16 protein-coding genes are annotated in these 14,882 nt (G+C 64.7%); 5 read left to right on the forward strand and 11 right to left on the reverse strand.

Annotated elements, in window-relative coordinates:
- Positions 1 to 61 precede the first annotated feature (61 nt).
- The 11 genes from OCK02_RS21745 to OCK02_RS21795 all read right to left on the reverse strand — a co-directional run bounded on the left by OCK02_RS21745 (position 62) and on the right by OCK02_RS21795 (position 10,119).
- Positions 62 to 973, reverse strand: a complete 912-nt coding sequence (locus tag OCK02_RS21745) for an ABC transporter permease (protein WP_263814837.1) — start codon at positions 971 to 973, stop codon at positions 62 to 64.
- Positions 970 to 2,070, reverse strand: a complete 1,101-nt coding sequence (locus OCK02_RS21750; protein ID WP_230808865.1) for an ABC transporter permease — start codon at positions 2,068 to 2,070, stop codon at positions 970 to 972. The genes OCK02_RS21745 and OCK02_RS21750 overlap by 4 nt, the downstream gene beginning before the upstream one ends.
- Positions 2,067 to 3,590 (reverse strand): ABC transporter ATP-binding protein, encoded by a 1,524-nt coding sequence (locus OCK02_RS21755; protein ID WP_263814838.1) that lies wholly within the window; start codon positions 3,588 to 3,590, stop codon positions 2,067 to 2,069. The genes OCK02_RS21750 and OCK02_RS21755 overlap by 4 nt, the downstream gene beginning before the upstream one ends.
- Positions 3,591 to 3,593: 3 nt before the next feature.
- Complete coding sequence (locus tag OCK02_RS21760; RefSeq protein WP_263814880.1) at positions 3,594 to 4,691, reverse strand: BMP family ABC transporter substrate-binding protein; 1,098 nt, start codon at positions 4,689 to 4,691, stop codon at positions 3,594 to 3,596.
- A gap of 24 nt (positions 4,692 to 4,715) precedes the next feature.
- Positions 4,716 to 6,095: an amidohydrolase gene (locus OCK02_RS21765; RefSeq protein WP_263814839.1), complete on the reverse strand. Its 1,380-nt coding sequence runs from the start codon at positions 6,093 to 6,095 to the stop codon at positions 4,716 to 4,718.
- A complete protein-coding gene (locus tag OCK02_RS21770) occupies positions 6,095 to 6,754 on the reverse strand; it encodes a glutathione S-transferase family protein (protein ID WP_263814840.1) in 660 nt (219 codons plus the stop codon). The genes OCK02_RS21765 and OCK02_RS21770 overlap by 1 nt, the downstream gene beginning before the upstream one ends.
- Positions 6,751 to 7,593: an aromatic ring-hydroxylating oxygenase subunit alpha gene (locus OCK02_RS21775; RefSeq protein ID WP_263814841.1), complete on the reverse strand. Its 843-nt coding sequence runs from the start codon at positions 7,591 to 7,593 to the stop codon at positions 6,751 to 6,753. The genes OCK02_RS21770 and OCK02_RS21775 overlap by 4 nt, the downstream gene beginning before the upstream one ends.
- Complete coding sequence (locus tag OCK02_RS21780; RefSeq protein ID WP_263814842.1) at positions 7,590 to 8,243, reverse strand: Rieske (2Fe-2S) protein; 654 nt, start codon at positions 8,241 to 8,243, stop codon at positions 7,590 to 7,592. Before OCK02_RS21780 ends, OCK02_RS21775 begins: the two co-directional genes overlap by 4 nt.
- Positions 8,244 to 8,404: 161 nt before the next feature.
- Positions 8,405 to 8,677: an acylphosphatase gene (locus tag OCK02_RS21785; RefSeq protein WP_263814843.1), complete on the reverse strand. Its 273-nt coding sequence runs from the start codon at positions 8,675 to 8,677 to the stop codon at positions 8,405 to 8,407.
- Between the two features lie 94 nt (positions 8,678 to 8,771).
- The gene (locus OCK02_RS21790; RefSeq protein ID WP_263814844.1) at positions 8,772 to 9,428 is read right to left on the reverse strand and encodes a 4-carboxy-4-hydroxy-2-oxoadipate aldolase/oxaloacetate decarboxylase; all 657 of its coding nucleotides are present in this window, start codon (positions 9,426 to 9,428) and stop codon (positions 8,772 to 8,774) included.
- 4 nt (positions 9,429 to 9,432) lie between these two features.
- Positions 9,433 to 10,119, reverse strand: a complete 687-nt coding sequence (locus OCK02_RS21795) for a fumarylacetoacetate hydrolase family protein (protein WP_263814845.1) — start codon at positions 10,117 to 10,119, stop codon at positions 9,433 to 9,435.
- 291 nt (positions 10,120 to 10,410) lie between these two features.
- Here OCK02_RS21795 and OCK02_RS21800 point away from each other — a divergent pair, with 291 nt between their 5' ends.
- The 5 genes from OCK02_RS21800 to OCK02_RS21820 are packed head-to-tail and all read left to right on the forward strand — an operon-like array spanning position 10,411 to position 14,742.
- Entirely contained in the window at positions 10,411 to 11,400 is a 990-nt protein-coding gene (locus OCK02_RS21800) for an ABC transporter substrate-binding protein (RefSeq protein WP_263814846.1), read from the forward strand.
- 1 nt (position 11,401) lies between these two features.
- The gene (locus OCK02_RS21805; protein WP_263814847.1) at positions 11,402 to 12,223 is read left to right on the forward strand and encodes an ABC transporter ATP-binding protein; all 822 of its coding nucleotides are present in this window, start codon (positions 11,402 to 11,404) and stop codon (positions 12,221 to 12,223) included.
- A complete protein-coding gene (locus OCK02_RS21810) occupies positions 12,220 to 13,119 on the forward strand; it encodes an ABC transporter permease (protein ID WP_263814848.1) in 900 nt (299 codons plus the stop codon). Before OCK02_RS21805 ends, OCK02_RS21810 begins: the two co-directional genes overlap by 4 nt.
- 47 nt (positions 13,120 to 13,166) lie before the next feature.
- Complete coding sequence (locus OCK02_RS21815) at positions 13,167 to 13,889, forward strand: GntR family transcriptional regulator (protein ID WP_230808852.1); 723 nt, start codon at positions 13,167 to 13,169, stop codon at positions 13,887 to 13,889.
- 31 nt (positions 13,890 to 13,920) lie between these two features.
- A complete protein-coding gene (locus tag OCK02_RS21820; RefSeq protein WP_263814849.1) occupies positions 13,921 to 14,742 on the forward strand; it encodes a sulfite exporter TauE/SafE family protein in 822 nt (273 codons plus the stop codon).
- Positions 14,743 to 14,882 lie beyond the last annotated feature (140 nt).

Here is a 14,882-nt window from a genome sequence, read left to right on the forward strand (position 1 = left end):
GGAAAAGTGGAATCCGGTTTTCCCGAAAAGACAAACGGTAACAAAGAAAGCGAGAGCCTGGCTACCGCTCGAACGGTTCGCCGAGGGAAGCGACGCCGTTCAGCTTCAGGAGCCGCCGGTCCGCCGAAATGATGCCGAGCACGACGATGGTGACGATATAGGGCAGACTCGACAGAAGCTGCGACGGCACGTTGAGCGCGGTGGCCTGGGCTGCAAGTCCCATCAGCGACACCGCACCGAACAGGCAGGCCCCGAGGAAGATCCGCCCTGTCAGCCAGGTGCCGAAGACGACGAGCGCGATGGCGATCCAGCCGCGGCCGGCGATCATGCCGTCGGCCCAGAGCGGCGTGTAGACCACCGAGGCATAGGCGCCGGCAAAGCCCGCCATCGCCCCGCCGAAGGCGACGGCGGCAACGCGGACCGCGATGACGGGGTAGCCGATCGCGTGCGCGGCCTTCGGGTTCTCGCCAATGGCGCGGATGACGAGACCGACCTTGGTGAAGGCGAAGACCGCCCAGATGCCCAGTGTCGCGACGAGGGACAGCCAGACGGCGGCATCCTGAACAAAGAGGCCGCCCACGACCGGGATTTCCGAGAGCCCGGGAATGGCGAGTTTCGGCAGCCCCGTCACCGTGAGGCTCTCATAGGTCTTGCCGAACAGCGCCGACAGCCCCTGGCCAAGGATGCCGATGGCGAGGCCCGTCGCCACCTGGTTTGCCCGGAAGCCGAGCGCGATCACGGCGAAGAGGAGGGAGAGGACCGCGCTGGCAAGGCCGGCGGCGATGAACCCGAGGACATGGCCGCCGCCGTGGTAGACAATGATGAAGGCGATGACCGCGCCGAGCGCCATCATGCCCTCTACCCCGAGATTAAGGACGCCCGCACGCTCGACCACCATTTCGCCGAGGGCGGCGAGAAGAAACGGCGTCGCCGCGGCGAGCATGCCCGCAAGAATGAACTCGATTGCGTTCATGACGGGCTCCGGTGGGCGGCACGGGGCCATTCGAGGCGGTATCGGACGAAGGCGACGGCGACGAGGTAGGCGAGCAGGAGACTGCCCTGGAAGACGCGGACCGCGGCGATCGGCAGATTGGCCGACACCATGGCGTTGTCGCCGCCGATATAGAGCACCGCCATCACCATTGCGGAGACGATGATGCCGATCGGGTGCAGGCCGCCAAGATAAGCGACGATGATGGCCGCATAGCCGTAGCCCGTCGAAATCGAGCGCTGCAACTGGCCGAGCGGCCCGGCGACCTCGGCGGCTCCGGCCAGTCCGGCGGCGAACCCGCCGATCAGCAGCGACAGCCAGATCGCCCGTCCCTCGCTGAAACCCGCATAGCCGGCAGCACGCGGCGCCAGCCCGCCCACCTGGAGCTTGTAGCCGGTGAAGCTCTTCTGCATGAACACCCAAGCCGCCAGCGACAGGACGACCGCAAGGATCAGCGAGACGTTGACCCGGGTGCCGGGAAACAGGATCGGCACCATCGCGTCGTACTGGAACATCACCGATTGCGGAAAATTGAAGCCGGCCGGATCCTTCCACGGCCCGAGCAGCAGGTAGTAGAGCAGTTGCGCGGCGACGAGGCTCAGCATCAGCGAGACGAGGATCTCGCTCGCATTGAGCCTGACGCGCCAGAACGCGGTGATCGATGCCCATAGCGCCCCGCCGATCGCGCCGAGCAGCAGCATGAGCGGCCAGATCCACTGGCCCGTCGCCTGCGGGAACCAGACGGGAATGGAAGAGGCGAAGATCGCGCCGAGGATGAACTGCCCCTCGGCGCCGATGTTGAAGACCTTCGCCCGGAATCCGATCGCCAGCCCCTGCGCGATCAGCAGGAGAGGCCCTGCCTTCAGCAGCACCTCGGAGAAGGACGCCCAGGACAGGAAGGGCTCGAGCAGCATCGCATGCAGGACGGCGACCGGGTCGCGGCCCATCAGCACGTAGAGGCCGAGATTGACCACAGTGGCCACGGCAAGTGCCGCGGGCGGCGCAATGAGGGTCGCCAAGAGCGACGCGCGCTCCCGGCGAACGAGGGTGGGAAGGAAGGCGGTCGTCGGGGTGCTCATGCGAGAACCTTCGCTGCGGCGGCATGCGCCCCGATCATGTATCGTCCGATCTCTTCGGGTCGCGTATCGCGCGTGACGAGCGGAGCGCTGAGCGTGCCGTGATACAGCACCTGGATGAAGTCGCAGAGTTCGAAGAGTTCCTCGAGCTCCTCGGAAATGACGAGGATGGCCATTCCCTCGTTGCGCAGCGCCACGAGTCGCCTGCGGATGGCAGAAGCCGCACCGATGTCGACGCCCCAGGTCGGCTGGGCGACGAACAGCAGCCGCGGCGCCAGCATGATCTCGCGGCCGACGATGAATTTCTGCAGGTTTCCCCCGGAAAGGGCGCCGGCCTCCGCATCCGGTCCGGGCGTGCGAACGTCGTACTGGCTGATGCAGTCCTTCGTGAAGGCATCGGCCTTGGCCCGGTCGACGAGGCCGTGACGCTTGAGGCCGAGCGGATGCGCCGTCAGCAGGCTGTTGAGCACCAGCGACATTTCAGGGACGGCCCCGCGCCCGAGCCGGTCCTCCGGCACGAAGGCGAATCCGAGCCTGCGGCGGGCTGCGGCGCCGAGCGCGCCCACATCCTGCCCCATCATGAAGATGCGATCACTCGCCTCGCGCGGCAGCCGCGTCTCGCCCGAGATCAGCGCTGCCAGTTCGCCCTGGCCGTTGCCGGAAATCCCGGCGATGCCCAGGATCTCGCCGGCCCGCACCGTCAGGCTGATGTCGGAGAGCGGAACGGCGAAGGGATCGTCGGACCGGTAGTCCAGCCCGACGATCTCGAGCTGCTTGTCGCCGCCCGGCCGTGGCAGCGCCGGCATCGGCTCCGGCATGTCGCGGCCGATCATCATGCGGGCGAGGTCATGGGCGTCGTGCTCCCGCGGGTCGACGTTCCCGGTGACGCGCCCCGCACGCAGGATGGTCGCCCTGTCGCAGATCGCCCGGATTTCTTCCAGTTTGTGGGAAATGAACAGGATCGAAACGCCCCCGTCGCGCAGCCGGCGCAGGGTTTCGAAGAGTTTGCCGACCGATTGCGGCGGCAGCACCGATGTCGGCTCGTCGAGGATCAGGAGCTTCGGATCGGTCATCAGGCAGCGGATGATCTCCACCCGCTGCCGCTCGCCGACCGACAGCGCATGCACATCGGCGAGCGGATCAACCTCGAGGCCGAAGTCGCGACCGAGCGCCCGCACCCGATCGATGAGGTCCGCCTTGCGGCCCGGGACGACCAGCTGGATATTCTCCACGACCGTCAGAGTCTCGAACAGCGAGAAATGCTGGAAGACCATGCCGATCCCCTTGCGCCGCGCCTCCGCAGGGGAGGCGAAGCTGAGGATCTCGCCTTGCCAGGCGACGGTTCCGTCATCCGGCTGCTCGACGCCGTAGATGAGCTTCATCAGGGTCGACTTGCCCGCCCCGTTCTCACCGAGGATCGCATGGATCGACCGCGGCGCCACGTCGAGGTCGACGCCCTGGTTCGCCCGGATCTCTCCATAGCTCTTCGAGATGCCGCGCAGCGACAGAAGCGGAGCGGTCATGGATCACTTCGGCAGGGGAGAGGCGACGCCCTTGACGTGCCAGTCCATTGCTACGATCTCGGCGTCCGAAAGCGTGGCGCCGCCGGTAACCCCTTCGCTGCCGTCGGCCTTGGCGATCGGCCCGGTGAACGGCGAGAAGCTGTCGTCGGCGATCTTCGCCTCCATCTCCTTGATCTTGGCCATTGTGTCGGCCGGGATGTCCGGGTTCCAGTCCACCACCTCGACCACCTTGTCGGCAACGCCGAGAAAGGCGTTGGCCCCCTTGAAGGTGCCGGCGAGATGGGCATCGACCGAGGCCTTGAAGAAGGGCGACCAGTCCGTGGCGACGCAGCCGAGATAGGTCTTCGGAGCGTATTTCTTCATCGACGAATTGAGGTTGAAGGCGTAGACGCCGGCTTCCTCGCAGGCCGCGATGACGGAAGGCGTATCCTGCGCGTTGGAGAAGATCACGTCGCATTTCTGCGCGATCAGCGCCTTGGCCGCTTCCTGCTCCTTGGCCGGGTCGAACCAGGAATTCACCCAGACGACCGAGACCTCGATATCAGGATTGACGGCCTGGGCGCCGAGCGTAAAAGCATTGACGGAGGTGATCAGTTCGGGAATGGCAAAGGCCGAGACCGAGCCGAGCTTGCCGGTCTTGGAGAGCGCCGCCGCGGCCATGCCGAGCAGGTAGGTGCCCTGGAAATACTTGGCGGCAAAGGGCGAGAAATTCGGCGCCACCTGGAAACCGGAGGCATGCAGCACGGTGACGCTCGGGTCGCGCCTTGCGATCTGCAGCGCGCCGTTCTGGTAGCCGAAAGAGCCGGCGATCAGGAACTTGTTCCCGTCGGCAACCGTCTTGTTCATGATCCGGTCGGCATCCGGGCCTTCCTGGATGTTTTCCAGGACGGTGACCTTCACCTTGTCCCCGTATGCGGCCTTGATGGGCTCGAGACCGGCCACAAGCGCGTGGCCCCAGCCGACGTCGCCGACCGGCGAAGGCAGCACGAGGCTGATGCCGAGCGGTTCGTCGGCGGCGAGCGCAAGCCGGCTTCCGAGCGCACCGGCAAGCCCGGTGGCGGCAAGGCCCTTCATCAAGGTTCTGCGGGTCAGGTCGTTCATCATGTCAGTTCCCTTTTCTGGTTCTTAGAATTCGACGGTGGCGAGCGCGGCCTCGGCCTCGGCGAACAGCCGGGCTTCGTCGAGCCCGGCAAATTCGCCCTTCTGCCAGACGATGCGGCCATTGATCATGGTCATGTCGGTCGGCATGCCGATTCCCACCTTGGCAATCAGGCTCAGCGGATCGTGCCGCGTGCCGACATAGTCCATGCGCCGCGTGTCGATCGCAAAGAGATCGGCGGCCATGCCGGGCGCCAGCCGGCCGATATCGCGACGGCCGAGAAGGGCGGCACCTCCCGTCGTCGCATAGCCGAGGAAATCGGCGGGCGAGGGGACGGGATGGGTGCGCGACGATGCGGCCAGGCACTGCAGCATGTAGGCGGAATGGATGCAGTGCATCAGGTTGGAGTTGTCGTTCGAGGCCGCGCCGTCGCAGCCGAGGCCGACCCGCAGGCCGAAGGCCGACATGGCGGGAATGTCGGTGACCTCGGCGCCGACGAGATAGACCGGCTCCGGGCAGTGCGACACGCCGGTACCGCTTGCCGCCATCCTCCGCAGTTCGTCGTGCGTCAATTCCCAGCAATGGGCATAGAAGGCATCCGGGCCGGCAAAACCGAGTTCTTCGAGATAGTCGACCGTACGCATGCCGTGGCGGCTTTCGATCACCGGGCTTTCGCCCTCGCCGACATGGGTGTGCATATGCACCCCGCGATCGCGCGCAAGCGCGACCGATTCAACGAAGGTCTCGCGGTAGCAGTTGACCGGCTGGCAGGGCGCGACCACGACCTGGCGCATGCCGAAGCGGCCCGCATCGTGGTAGGTGTCGACCAGGCGGGCGCAGTCGGCGATGAATTCGTCCGTCGTCTCCAGCATCTCGTCCGGAATGGTCGAACCTTCCGCCTTCGGCAGCGTATTGCCGCCGCGGCCGGCATGGAAGCGCATGCCGAGCAGTTCCGCCGCCTCGAACTGGCGATCGACCAGCCGTTTGCCGGCATGGCGAGGGAAATTGTACTGGTGGTCGAAAGCCGTGGTGCAGCCGTGCTTGATCATCTCTGCCATGGCCGTGACCGAGGAATGATAGAAGCAGTCCTCCGTCAGCCGGGAGAAGACCGGATAGATCCGGTCGAGCCATTCGATGACCGACAGCTTCGTCCAGTCGAGCTCGGCGCGGTTGCGCACGAAGCACTGGAAGAAGTGATGGTGGGTGTTGACGAGGCCCGGATAGACGAACCAGCCGGTGGCATCCTGCACGATCGTCCCGGCGGGCAGTTCGCCCCGACCAAGCCCTTCGCCGATCGAGGCGACGGCGGGGCCCTCCGTCAGGAGATCGACATTACGATGGACGGCCGGGCCGGTGCCGTCGTCGACGATGACCGCCGCGCAATTCTTCAGAAGGTAGCTGGCCATCATGCCTCGCCCGGTTCGATGTGCGGTTCGGGCTTCAGCTCGTGCAGCCGATGGATGCCGGGCATCTCAATGAAGGCATCGAGCGCGCGCAGCGCGCGCGACCAGCGGCGGATCGTGGGATAGGGATCGAGCGAGACGCCGCCGTCGGGGGCGAGCGCCACATAGGGAAAGCAGGCGATATCGGCGACCGTCGGCCGGTCTGCGGCGAGAAAGCGCTGGCCGCGCAGGCCCTGCTCGAAAAGGCCCGCCTCCAGCTCGCGAAGGGCGGCGACCCCCTGCGCCTGCAGCGCGCCGATGTCGCCGGGGCGCAGCAGCATCTCATGCAGGCGCGCGCCGCCGAGACTTGCGGTCAGGCGGCCGGAGAACGACAGCCATTGCTGCACGCGCGCGGCCTCTTCCGCCGCACCGCCGCCGAGCCAGTCCGGCGCGGCCTTCGCGGCAAGATAGACGAGGATGGCGGAGGATTCGGTGAGGACGAGGTCGCCGTCCTCCAGGATCGGGATGGAACCCGCCGGATTGAGCGCCATGAATTCCGGGCCGCGATGCTCGAGGCCGGGGTGGAAGTCCACCGGCCGGATATCGAGCTTGACCCCGACCAGCGCCGCCATCAGGCGGACCTTGTAGCAGCTTGGCGAGAGGATGTAGTCGTAGAGCTTCATTGTGCCACCAGCTGTGCACCATATGTGTAGCCGCGGCGCTTCAGCCACCGCCTGTAGGCCACCGAGGTCAGGTCCGCCCGGGTCGGAATTTCCATGCCGGGATCGAGCGGCAGAAGCCGCGGGATCTGGTTTTCCAGGATCGACCGGTCCTGCAGGAAGATCGTCTGCTGGAAATGGATGAGGTCGGTCATCGAGCTCTCATCGTCGAAGAGCGCCATCCACGGCCACACGTCGCAAAGGTCCTCGGCGAGCGGCTGGACGAACAGCGTGATCACATCCCATTCGCCGGGCCGGGGCGGGCAGGTCTTGTAGAGCACCGAGCAGGTCGGCGCCGGCACGCGGTACATGTATTCCGTGGTGATGCCGCCGCTTGCCGACCTGGCGGCTTGCGGCTGATAGAATTTCACCTGCGTGGCCCAGACCTCGTCCGCATCCTCGCGGATCTCGACCTTGTAGTTCTGCACTTCCGTGTGCGGCTCAGAGCCGAGGATGTCGGTGTGCACGAAGGGAAAGTGCGCGATATCCAGGAAATTCTCCACCGCGCGCAGCGGCGAGCAGCGCACCCGGACCACGCCGACATCGACGAAGCGCCGGCCGGGCTGGTCGGCCTCGGGAATGGCGAAAAGCTCCTTCGGCGGCTGCCCGAGAGAGGTCCAGACATGGCCGTAGCGGACACGAACGGGGAGCACGCGCCCCTTGGACGTCACCCTGGCACCTCCGTCCGTATCGCATGCGACTTCGATCGGCTCTCCCATCAGCGCCGTCTTGCGGCCGTTGCCGTCGAGCTGGCTGACGAGGCCGACCGGATACCATTCGTCGATCATCGCGTCCTGCGTCATGGCGCGTCCCTCTCCATCTCGAGCGCCTCGGCCTTGCGCCGCAGCGCCTCGACCGCGCGCGACGCGGCGATGCGTTCTGCAACGCTGCCCTCGCCCTCCAGCAGGACATGGATCAACGTCTCGTCGCGCGCCTGGCAGGCAAGCAGGAGCCGGATCTGCTGCGAACCCTGCGTCATCTCGAGCAGGCCGTCCGCATCGGCCTTGGCGCCGGCTGCGGCCTCGAGCGCCGCAACGCCCGCCCGAACCTGCAGCGAACGGAGGGGAACGAGCCCGGCAAGCTGCGGCGGCTGTGTCGTCGGTTCACCGACCCCGACCCAGAGGACGCCGCCGATCTCTTCCACCGGATGCGTCGCCACACGGATCGTCTCGGGCGGCGCCAGGCCGGGATGGGCCGGAATGCGCAGACAGTTTCCGGCCTGGCCATAGCTCCAGCCGTGGTAGATGCACGAGAGCGTCTCGCCGCGCACGAAGCCATGGGACAGGCGCATGCCGCGATGCGGACATCGGTCCGCCGAAGCCGAGGGACGCCCCGAAGCACTCCGCCAGAGCGCAATCGGCCCGGCTGGCGTCCGCGCTGGCACCACGGTTCCCGGGGGAAGATCGGCAGAAAGGACGACCGGCGTCCACGATCCCGTCGGGTCGGACAGCATGATTTATTTCCTGAACGATTTCAAACCTGTAACCTTGATCGACAAGGCCGGCCGACAGCATTGTTACCAAGGTGCGACAAGGTTTGCATAACTAGTCGACATTGGCAATATTGATTAAATTAAAGGCAGTCAAGAAAATCGCCCGAAAAGAAGCATCGATTTCACCCGCCGGTCCCGCCCGCGGCCGGCGTGCGGGTGATCGTCTCGACCCAGACGTCGATCGGGCCGAGCGAGCAACCCATTTCCAGCATGTCGATCAATTCGACCGGTCCCGCCACGTCGAGCTCGATCCGGCCGGGATCGGCATGGAGAATTTCCTGGCGAAGCCCGAGCTTGGCGGCATGACGCCGGATCCAGGGAACGAAGGAAGCCGAATCAACCGCACCACGGATCGTCATCCGCTCGTGAAGCTGGTCCTGTTTCTGTCCGGTCATGAATATCCCGCGCTCGCGCGCCCCACGGCATGATGCCCTGTCACTGTGCGCAAGGACGACCTGCGACGCAAGCCCATCCTGCGGGACCACGCGGCTACACGTCGCCCGGCAACAGCTTGCGCAACCCCAGAAAGTCCAGGGTCAGCTCTCCGTTTGCAATCCGCTCGCGCATGTCGGCCTCGGTGGCCAACCGGTCTATGGAGGCGGCATGAATGGCCGCCAGTTGTCCTGCCGGCAGGATGACGACTCCGTCGGCGTCACCGATCACCACGTCGCCGGGGTGAATGGCGACGGTGCCGATCAGCACCGGCACGCCGACTGTGCCCGGATCGCGCTTGATCGTGCCCTGGATCGAGCATCCGCGCGCAAAAACCGGAAAGTTCATCGCAACAAGACTGTCGCTGTCGCGAACGGCGCCATCGATGACGAGGCCTGCAATGCCGCGCGTCTGTGCCGCTAGGGCGAGAATGTCGCCGAAGGGGCCGTGCGAAAGCGTGCCGCCGTGGCTGACCACCAGAACGTCGCCCGGCTGCGCCAGGGCGATGGCACGATGCACGGCGAGATTGTCGCCGGCCGGTGAAAAGACCGGCAACGCCCGCCCGCGCAGCCTCATTCGACGATCCAGAGGTGCGATGGCGCCCGGCAGGGCGCCGATCCGGCCCGCGGCCTCGTGGAGCGTGGCCGTCCCGAATCCGGCCATTTCATCCAGGAGGCCTGGCGGGATTTGGGCGAGATCGGCAGCCCTGCCCATCGGTTCAGGCCGCAGCGCCGATGGTAATCTCGAGCGGCGCGAGCCCGGCGAACGTGGCAGCCAGCGTGTCGCCCTGCACCACCGGCCCCACACCGTGCGGTGTGCCGGTCAGGATGACGTCCCCCGGCTGGAGCTCGAAAAATTCCGAGAGGCGGGAAATGATCTCGGGAATTCGCCAGATGAGCAGCGAGATATCGGACTCCTGCGTCACCTTTCCGTTCACTTTCAGCTCGATCCGCCCCTTGTCGATCCTGCCGGTTTCGGAAACGGGCGTAATAGCCCCCACCGGGAAGGAATGGTCAAAAGACTTGGCGATTTCCCATGGCAGGCCACCGCCCTGAATGTCACGACGCGTCATGTCGAGGCCGACGGCATAGCCCCAGATGTGCGATTCGGCTTCGGCTTCGGGAATGTTGCGTCCACCCTTGCCGATCGCCAGGACGAGTTCGACCTCGTGGTGGTAGTTCGATGTCTTCGTGGGGTAGGGGATCGTCGCACCGCTGTTGACGACGGCGTCAGTCGGCTTCTGGAAGAATAGAGGCGGATCGCGATCGGCGTCTCCTCCCATCTCCTCGACATGGGCGACATAGTTGCGGCCGATGCAGTAGATGCGGCGAACCGGGAATGTCCTGTCGCTGCCGACGACCGGAATCGTGGCTGCTTTCGGTGCGTCGATGACGTGGCTGCTCATGCGGTTTGGTCTCCTCCTCGGTCGTTGTCGCGTCGGGTTCCGGCCCCGCGCTCCTCACGCAGGAAACCGGCCCGACCGCCGTCAGAAGCTAGCATGTATGATTTCACAATCAACATGAATCATACATTATTTCGTGATTGACAGAGAATAAGGTATGCTTCAAGCTCCTCCCGTCAGCCGGAAGAGGAGCCGGCCTGACGCCGGGCAGGACGGCGAAAACACCGTATCGGTCCGGAGGTCATTGCGGGCGCGAAGCCCTTCAGGGAGGAAGATATGATTGGAATAATGCGCATGGGCGCAGCCCTTCTGCTTGCGATGAGCGCGTTGGCGCCCGCATCGGCGGAAGTCAAGGAACTGACCATCGTCGTGCCCAACCCGTCTGCCATCAACGTCTACCCGCTGCATGTCGCCGTGGGAGTGGGCTACTTCGCCGAGGAAGGCCTGAACGTGAAGGTCGAGGCGGTGAACGGCTCGGCTTCCGTGCTTCAACTGCTTGCTTCCGGTCAGGGGCATATCGGCCAGCCGGGCCCGGCACCGCTTCTGGCCGCGCGCGCCCGCGGCGAAGACGTCGTCTTCATCTATAACCATTTCAGCCGCTCCGTATTCGGCCTCGTCGTGCCGGAAGAATCCCCCGCCAAGGTCCCTGCCGATCTCAAGGGCGCGACGATCGGCGTCGGAACGGCCGATGGGGCCGAAGTGGGCTTCACCCGCGGCATCATGAACGATCTGGGCTTGAAGGACGGTGCCGATTATCAGTTTCTCGCCATCGGCGACGGCGGCACGGCGGTAGCGGCCTTCCTCAACAAGGAAGTCGGCGCCTATGCGGCAGCCGTTGCGGATGCGGCCATCATCTCGGCACGCGGCATTCCGCTGCGCGAAATCACGCCCGAGCCCTATCTCGACTATTTCGGCAACGGTTGGGCGGTGACCCGGGCGTTTCTCGACGCCAATCCCGGGACGATAGAAGGGTTCGGTCGCGCGCTGGTGAGGGGAACGAAATTCGGCCTCGACCCGGCCAACCGCGAGGCGACGCTGAAACACGTTGCTGCCGGCAACCCGCAGGAGAGCGAAGATCCTGCCTTCGCCGATGCGCTGCTCACCGCCATCCAGGGCAGAACCCTGCCGGTCGATCCCAAGGATCCCTTCGGCTACATGCCGCCTGGCGCCTGGGTGAAGTGGCAGGAGAGCCTCGTCGCGAGTGGCGGCCTCGACAAGCCGCTGGACAATCTCGAAGCGGCTTATACCAACCAGTTCATCGACGCCTGGCACGCGACCAAATAAGATGATGCAAAGCGCCACTCCCGTGGCGGAGCAAACGGTCGGGCACCCCCTTGCCCGACCGGTCTATCAGCTCCGCAATGTCTCGAAATCCTTCGGATTCGGCCGTATCCGCGCCCTCGACCCCGTCGACCTCGATCTGCGCGAAGGCTCCTTCTCGTCCGTGATCGGCCCGTCGGGGTGCGGCAAGTCCACGCTGCTGAAGATCATGGCCGGAGTGACCCCACCGTCCACGGGAAGCGTCATTCTCGATGGGAAGCCCGTCCTCGGTGCGCGACGCGAGATCGGCATGATGTACCAGCAGGCAACGCTGTTTCCGTGGTTGACCGCGCTGGACAACGTGCTGCTGCCGATCCGTATTCGTGACGGCAGGGCTGCCGCCGAGACACGCCGCAAGGAAGCGCAGGAACTCCTCGAACTGGTCGGCCTGAGGGGCTTCGACAAGGTCTATCCGCGCCAGCTCTCTGGCGGCATGGCACAGCGCACGTCGATTTGCCGGATGCTGATCACAGAGCCTCAGGTCCTGCTGCTCGACGAACCCTTTTCGGCTCTCGATGAACTTGCGCGCGATTTCATGAATATCGAGCTGCAGCGCATCTGCCTCTCGCGCAACGCCACCGCCTTCTTGATCACTCATTCGATTCCGGAGGCCGTGCTGCTTTCCGATGTGGTCTACATCATGTCGCCGCGTCCGGGGAAATTCCTCGAGGCGGTCCATGTCGATCTGCCACGGCCGCGGACGCTTGAAATGATGACGACGCCGGAGTTCGGCGAGTATGTCCGCTATATCCGCAGCCGGCTGGATGAAGGGGCCGTGACCGCATGAAACCTTTCGATACAGAAACCGCCCCCCGCGTTCTCGGCCGCCCGGTCACCGTCGAGGCGGGTGTCTTTCCTGATACCGTCTGGAGCGAACAGATCGCCTGGATCGATCGCATCCCCCGCGTCGTCGCCATGGCGGGGCTGCTGTTCACCGTCATTGCCGCCTGGTGGGCGGTCCATCATTTCGAGGTGGTCTCGCGCATCATCCTGCCATCTCCCGCAGAAGTGGGGCATGACATCGTCGTCGTCGGCAAGAACATCCTGACCGGCGGCTACATGCTGTCGGCACTGTGGACGACCACAAAGGAAGTGCTCTGGGGCTTCTTCTTCGCCATCGCCATCGGCTTTTCGCTGGGCGTTCTGGTGGGAGAAACCGCCTTTGGCGAGCGTGCCGTACTGCCCTATCTCGTCGCCATCGACACCATGCCGAAGGTCGCTTTCGCACCGCTCTTTCTGGCCTGGCTCGGTTTCGGCATAGCGTCGAAAGTTGCGCTGGCTGCCTTCATCGCCACCTTTCCGATCGTTGTCGGGACGGCGGCGGGGCTGCACGCCGCGGACGAGAATGCGCGCATGCTTTTCCGGACACTCGGCGCAAGCCGCTGGCAGACACTGTTTCGCATGAAGATCCCGACCGGCCTGCCGCAGATTTTCACCGGCCTCAAGATTGGCGCGGTCGGCGTGATGGCGGGCGCCATCACGGCTGAATTCCTCGGCGGCGGCAAGGGCTTTGGAGAACTGATTCGCGTGGCCGCAAGCCAGCTCCAGACACCGCGCGTGTTCTCGCTGATCCTGTATCTCAGCGTCCTCGGCTTCCTGGTGTTCTGGACAGTGGTTGTCCTCGAGCGCAGGCTTGTCTTCTGGCATCGCGCGTCGGTCACGGGTATTGACGACCGGCGTTGATGTACAGGTGCCATGTTCCGAAAGCATAGGATAGGAAGTCAAAGCCGATGACGACCCGCACGAGTGCCCCCCGCCGCGTAGTGCCGCGGCGGGTCGAAAAGGAGACCGCAGCCACGACGGTCTATCACGCCCTGAAGCGAGACATCGTGCGGGGCGTGCTCGAACCCGGCCACAAGCTCCTGATCGACCAGATTGCCGAACGCTATTCGGCGGGCACCAATCCGGTGCGCGAAGCACTCAATCGGCTCTCTTCCGAACGGCTGGTGGATCGCGAGGATCTGCGTGGCTTCTTCGTGCCGCCTATTTCGCTGGAGGATTTCCGCGACATCGTCCACACCCGCTGCTGGGTCGAGGGCAAGGCCTTGGAGGAATCGATCCGCAACCGGACGGAAGCCTGGGAGGACGCGGTGATCCTCGCCAATCACCGTCTCCGTAATACGCCGATACATTATTTCGAGCATACGGAACCGGGGATGCCGGCGCCGGACAACAGCATTTGGGAAGAACGCCATCGCATATTTCATCGGGCCCTGATCGCCAACTGCGGCTCACGGCATCTTCTGCGCTTTGCCGAAGAACTCATGCTGCTCAGCGAACGGTACCGCTTCATCTCCATGGCGAACACCCATCCGCGCCGGCGCAGCATCGAAGAACATCAGGCGATCGTGGATGCCGCACTGGCGGGCGAGACGGTGCGAGCCGTGGAGGCCCTTCAAGGGCAATACCTGCTGACCCTGAAAATTTACGAAGAGACGATGTCGGACGTCTGATCCTACCATTGCAAGCAGGAAATAAATCAACATGCCATTCGATCTGGAGACGCTTCTGGCCCTTGGCGGCCTGCTTCTTGTTGCGGGAGCCGCAGTCGGCTTCCTCGCCGGCCTTTTCGGGGTGGGCGGGGGCGCGGTCTCCGTTCCGGTGCTCTACGAGGCCTTCGGCCTTCTCGGCATCGACGATGCGGTGCGAATGCCGCTTGCGGTCGGCACCTCGCTTGCGCTGATCGTGCCGACGTCCCTGCAGTCGGCACGCGGCCACTACCTGCGCGGTGCGATCGACATCAAGACACTTCGGCAGTGGGCGCTGCCGATCCTGCTCGGGGTTTGCATCGGTTCGGTGGTCGCACGCTACTCCGATCCTTGGGTCTTCAAGCTCGTTTTCATCGGTGTCGCCGGGGTGGTCTCGGTACGGATGTTGCGCGGTTCCGGCTGGAGCGTTGCAAGCACCCTGCCGGGCGCGGGCCTGATGCGCTTGTTCGGCGTGACGATCGGCTTCCTCTCCTCCCTCATGGGAATTGGCGGCGGCGCGATCTCGAACCTGATCCTGTCGCTCTTCGGCACACCGATCCATCGTGCGGTCGCCACGTCGGCAGGCGTGGGCGTGCTGATATCGATACCCGGAGCCATTGGATATGTCTTTGCCGGCTGGGGCAAGGCGGGTTTGCCGCCGGATGCACTCGGCTATGTCTCGCTTCTCGGCTTTCTGCTCATGCTGCCGACGTCATTCCTCACCACGCGCTTCGGCGTTCGGGCGGCCCATGGATTGGAGAAGCGACAACTCGAGCTGTTCTTCGGCCTCTTCCTGATGACCGTTTGCCTGCGCTTTCTCTACGACATCGTGTCATGATGTGTGTTGCGATGAGAATCGTCCGATAATCTGGGCGAGTGGACGTGTCCTTTCCACGACAATACAACATGATTTTTGTTCGCCACTGGGGCTCGCGGTCGAGATTGAGTTTGGATACGATAGTGCTGCGGCATTCGTGG

Source organism: Rhizobium sp. TRM96647 (assembly GCF_025780115.1).
In the GTDB taxonomy this organism is placed as follows: Bacteria; Pseudomonadota; Alphaproteobacteria; order Rhizobiales; family Rhizobiaceae; genus Mycoplana.

Coding starts and splice junctions, on each gene's coding strand:
- OCK02_RS21790 (WP_263814844.1), bottom strand. CDS start 9,428: ATGGGCAGGGCTGCCGATCTCGCCCAAATCCCGCCAGGCCTCCTGGAT.
- OCK02_RS21820 (WP_263814849.1), top strand. CDS start 13,921: ATGCCATTCGATCTGGAGACGCTTCTGGCCCTTGGCGGCCTGCTTCTT.
- OCK02_RS21810 (WP_263814848.1), top strand. CDS start 12,220: ATGAAACCTTTCGATACAGAAACCGCCCCCCGCGTTCTCGGCCGCCCG.
- OCK02_RS21745 (WP_263814837.1), bottom strand. CDS start 973: ATGAACGCAATCGAGTTCATTCTTGCGGGCATGCTCGCCGCGGCGACG.
- OCK02_RS21780 (WP_263814842.1), bottom strand. CDS start 8,243: ATGCTGTCCGACCCGACGGGATCGTGGACGCCGGTCGTCCTTTCTGCC.
- OCK02_RS21765 (WP_263814839.1), bottom strand. CDS start 6,095: ATGGCCAGCTACCTTCTGAAGAATTGCGCGGCGGTCATCGTCGACGAC.
- OCK02_RS21755 (WP_263814838.1), bottom strand. CDS start 3,590: ATGACCGCTCCGCTTCTGTCGCTGCGCGGCATCTCGAAGAGCTATGGA.
- OCK02_RS21785 (WP_263814843.1), bottom strand. CDS start 8,677: ATGACCGGACAGAAACAGGACCAGCTTCACGAGCGGATGACGATCCGT.
- OCK02_RS21800 (WP_263814846.1), top strand. CDS start 10,411: ATGGGCGCAGCCCTTCTGCTTGCGATGAGCGCGTTGGCGCCCGCATCG.
- OCK02_RS21775 (WP_263814841.1), bottom strand. CDS start 7,593: ATGACGCAGGACGCGATGATCGACGAATGGTATCCGGTCGGCCTCGTC.
- OCK02_RS21750 (WP_230808865.1), bottom strand. CDS start 2,070: ATGAGCACCCCGACGACCGCCTTCCTTCCCACCCTCGTTCGCCGGGAG.
- OCK02_RS21760 (WP_263814880.1), bottom strand. CDS start 4,691: ATGAACGACCTGACCCGCAGAACCTTGATGAAGGGCCTTGCCGCCACC.
- OCK02_RS21770 (WP_263814840.1), bottom strand. CDS start 6,754: ATGAAGCTCTACGACTACATCCTCTCGCCAAGCTGCTACAAGGTCCGC.
- OCK02_RS21805 (WP_263814847.1), top strand. CDS start 11,402: ATGATGCAAAGCGCCACTCCCGTGGCGGAGCAAACGGTCGGGCACCCC.
- OCK02_RS21815 (WP_230808852.1), top strand. CDS start 13,167: ATGACGACCCGCACGAGTGCCCCCCGCCGCGTAGTGCCGCGGCGGGTC.
- OCK02_RS21795 (WP_263814845.1), bottom strand. CDS start 10,119: ATGAGCAGCCACGTCATCGACGCACCGAAAGCAGCCACGATTCCGGTC.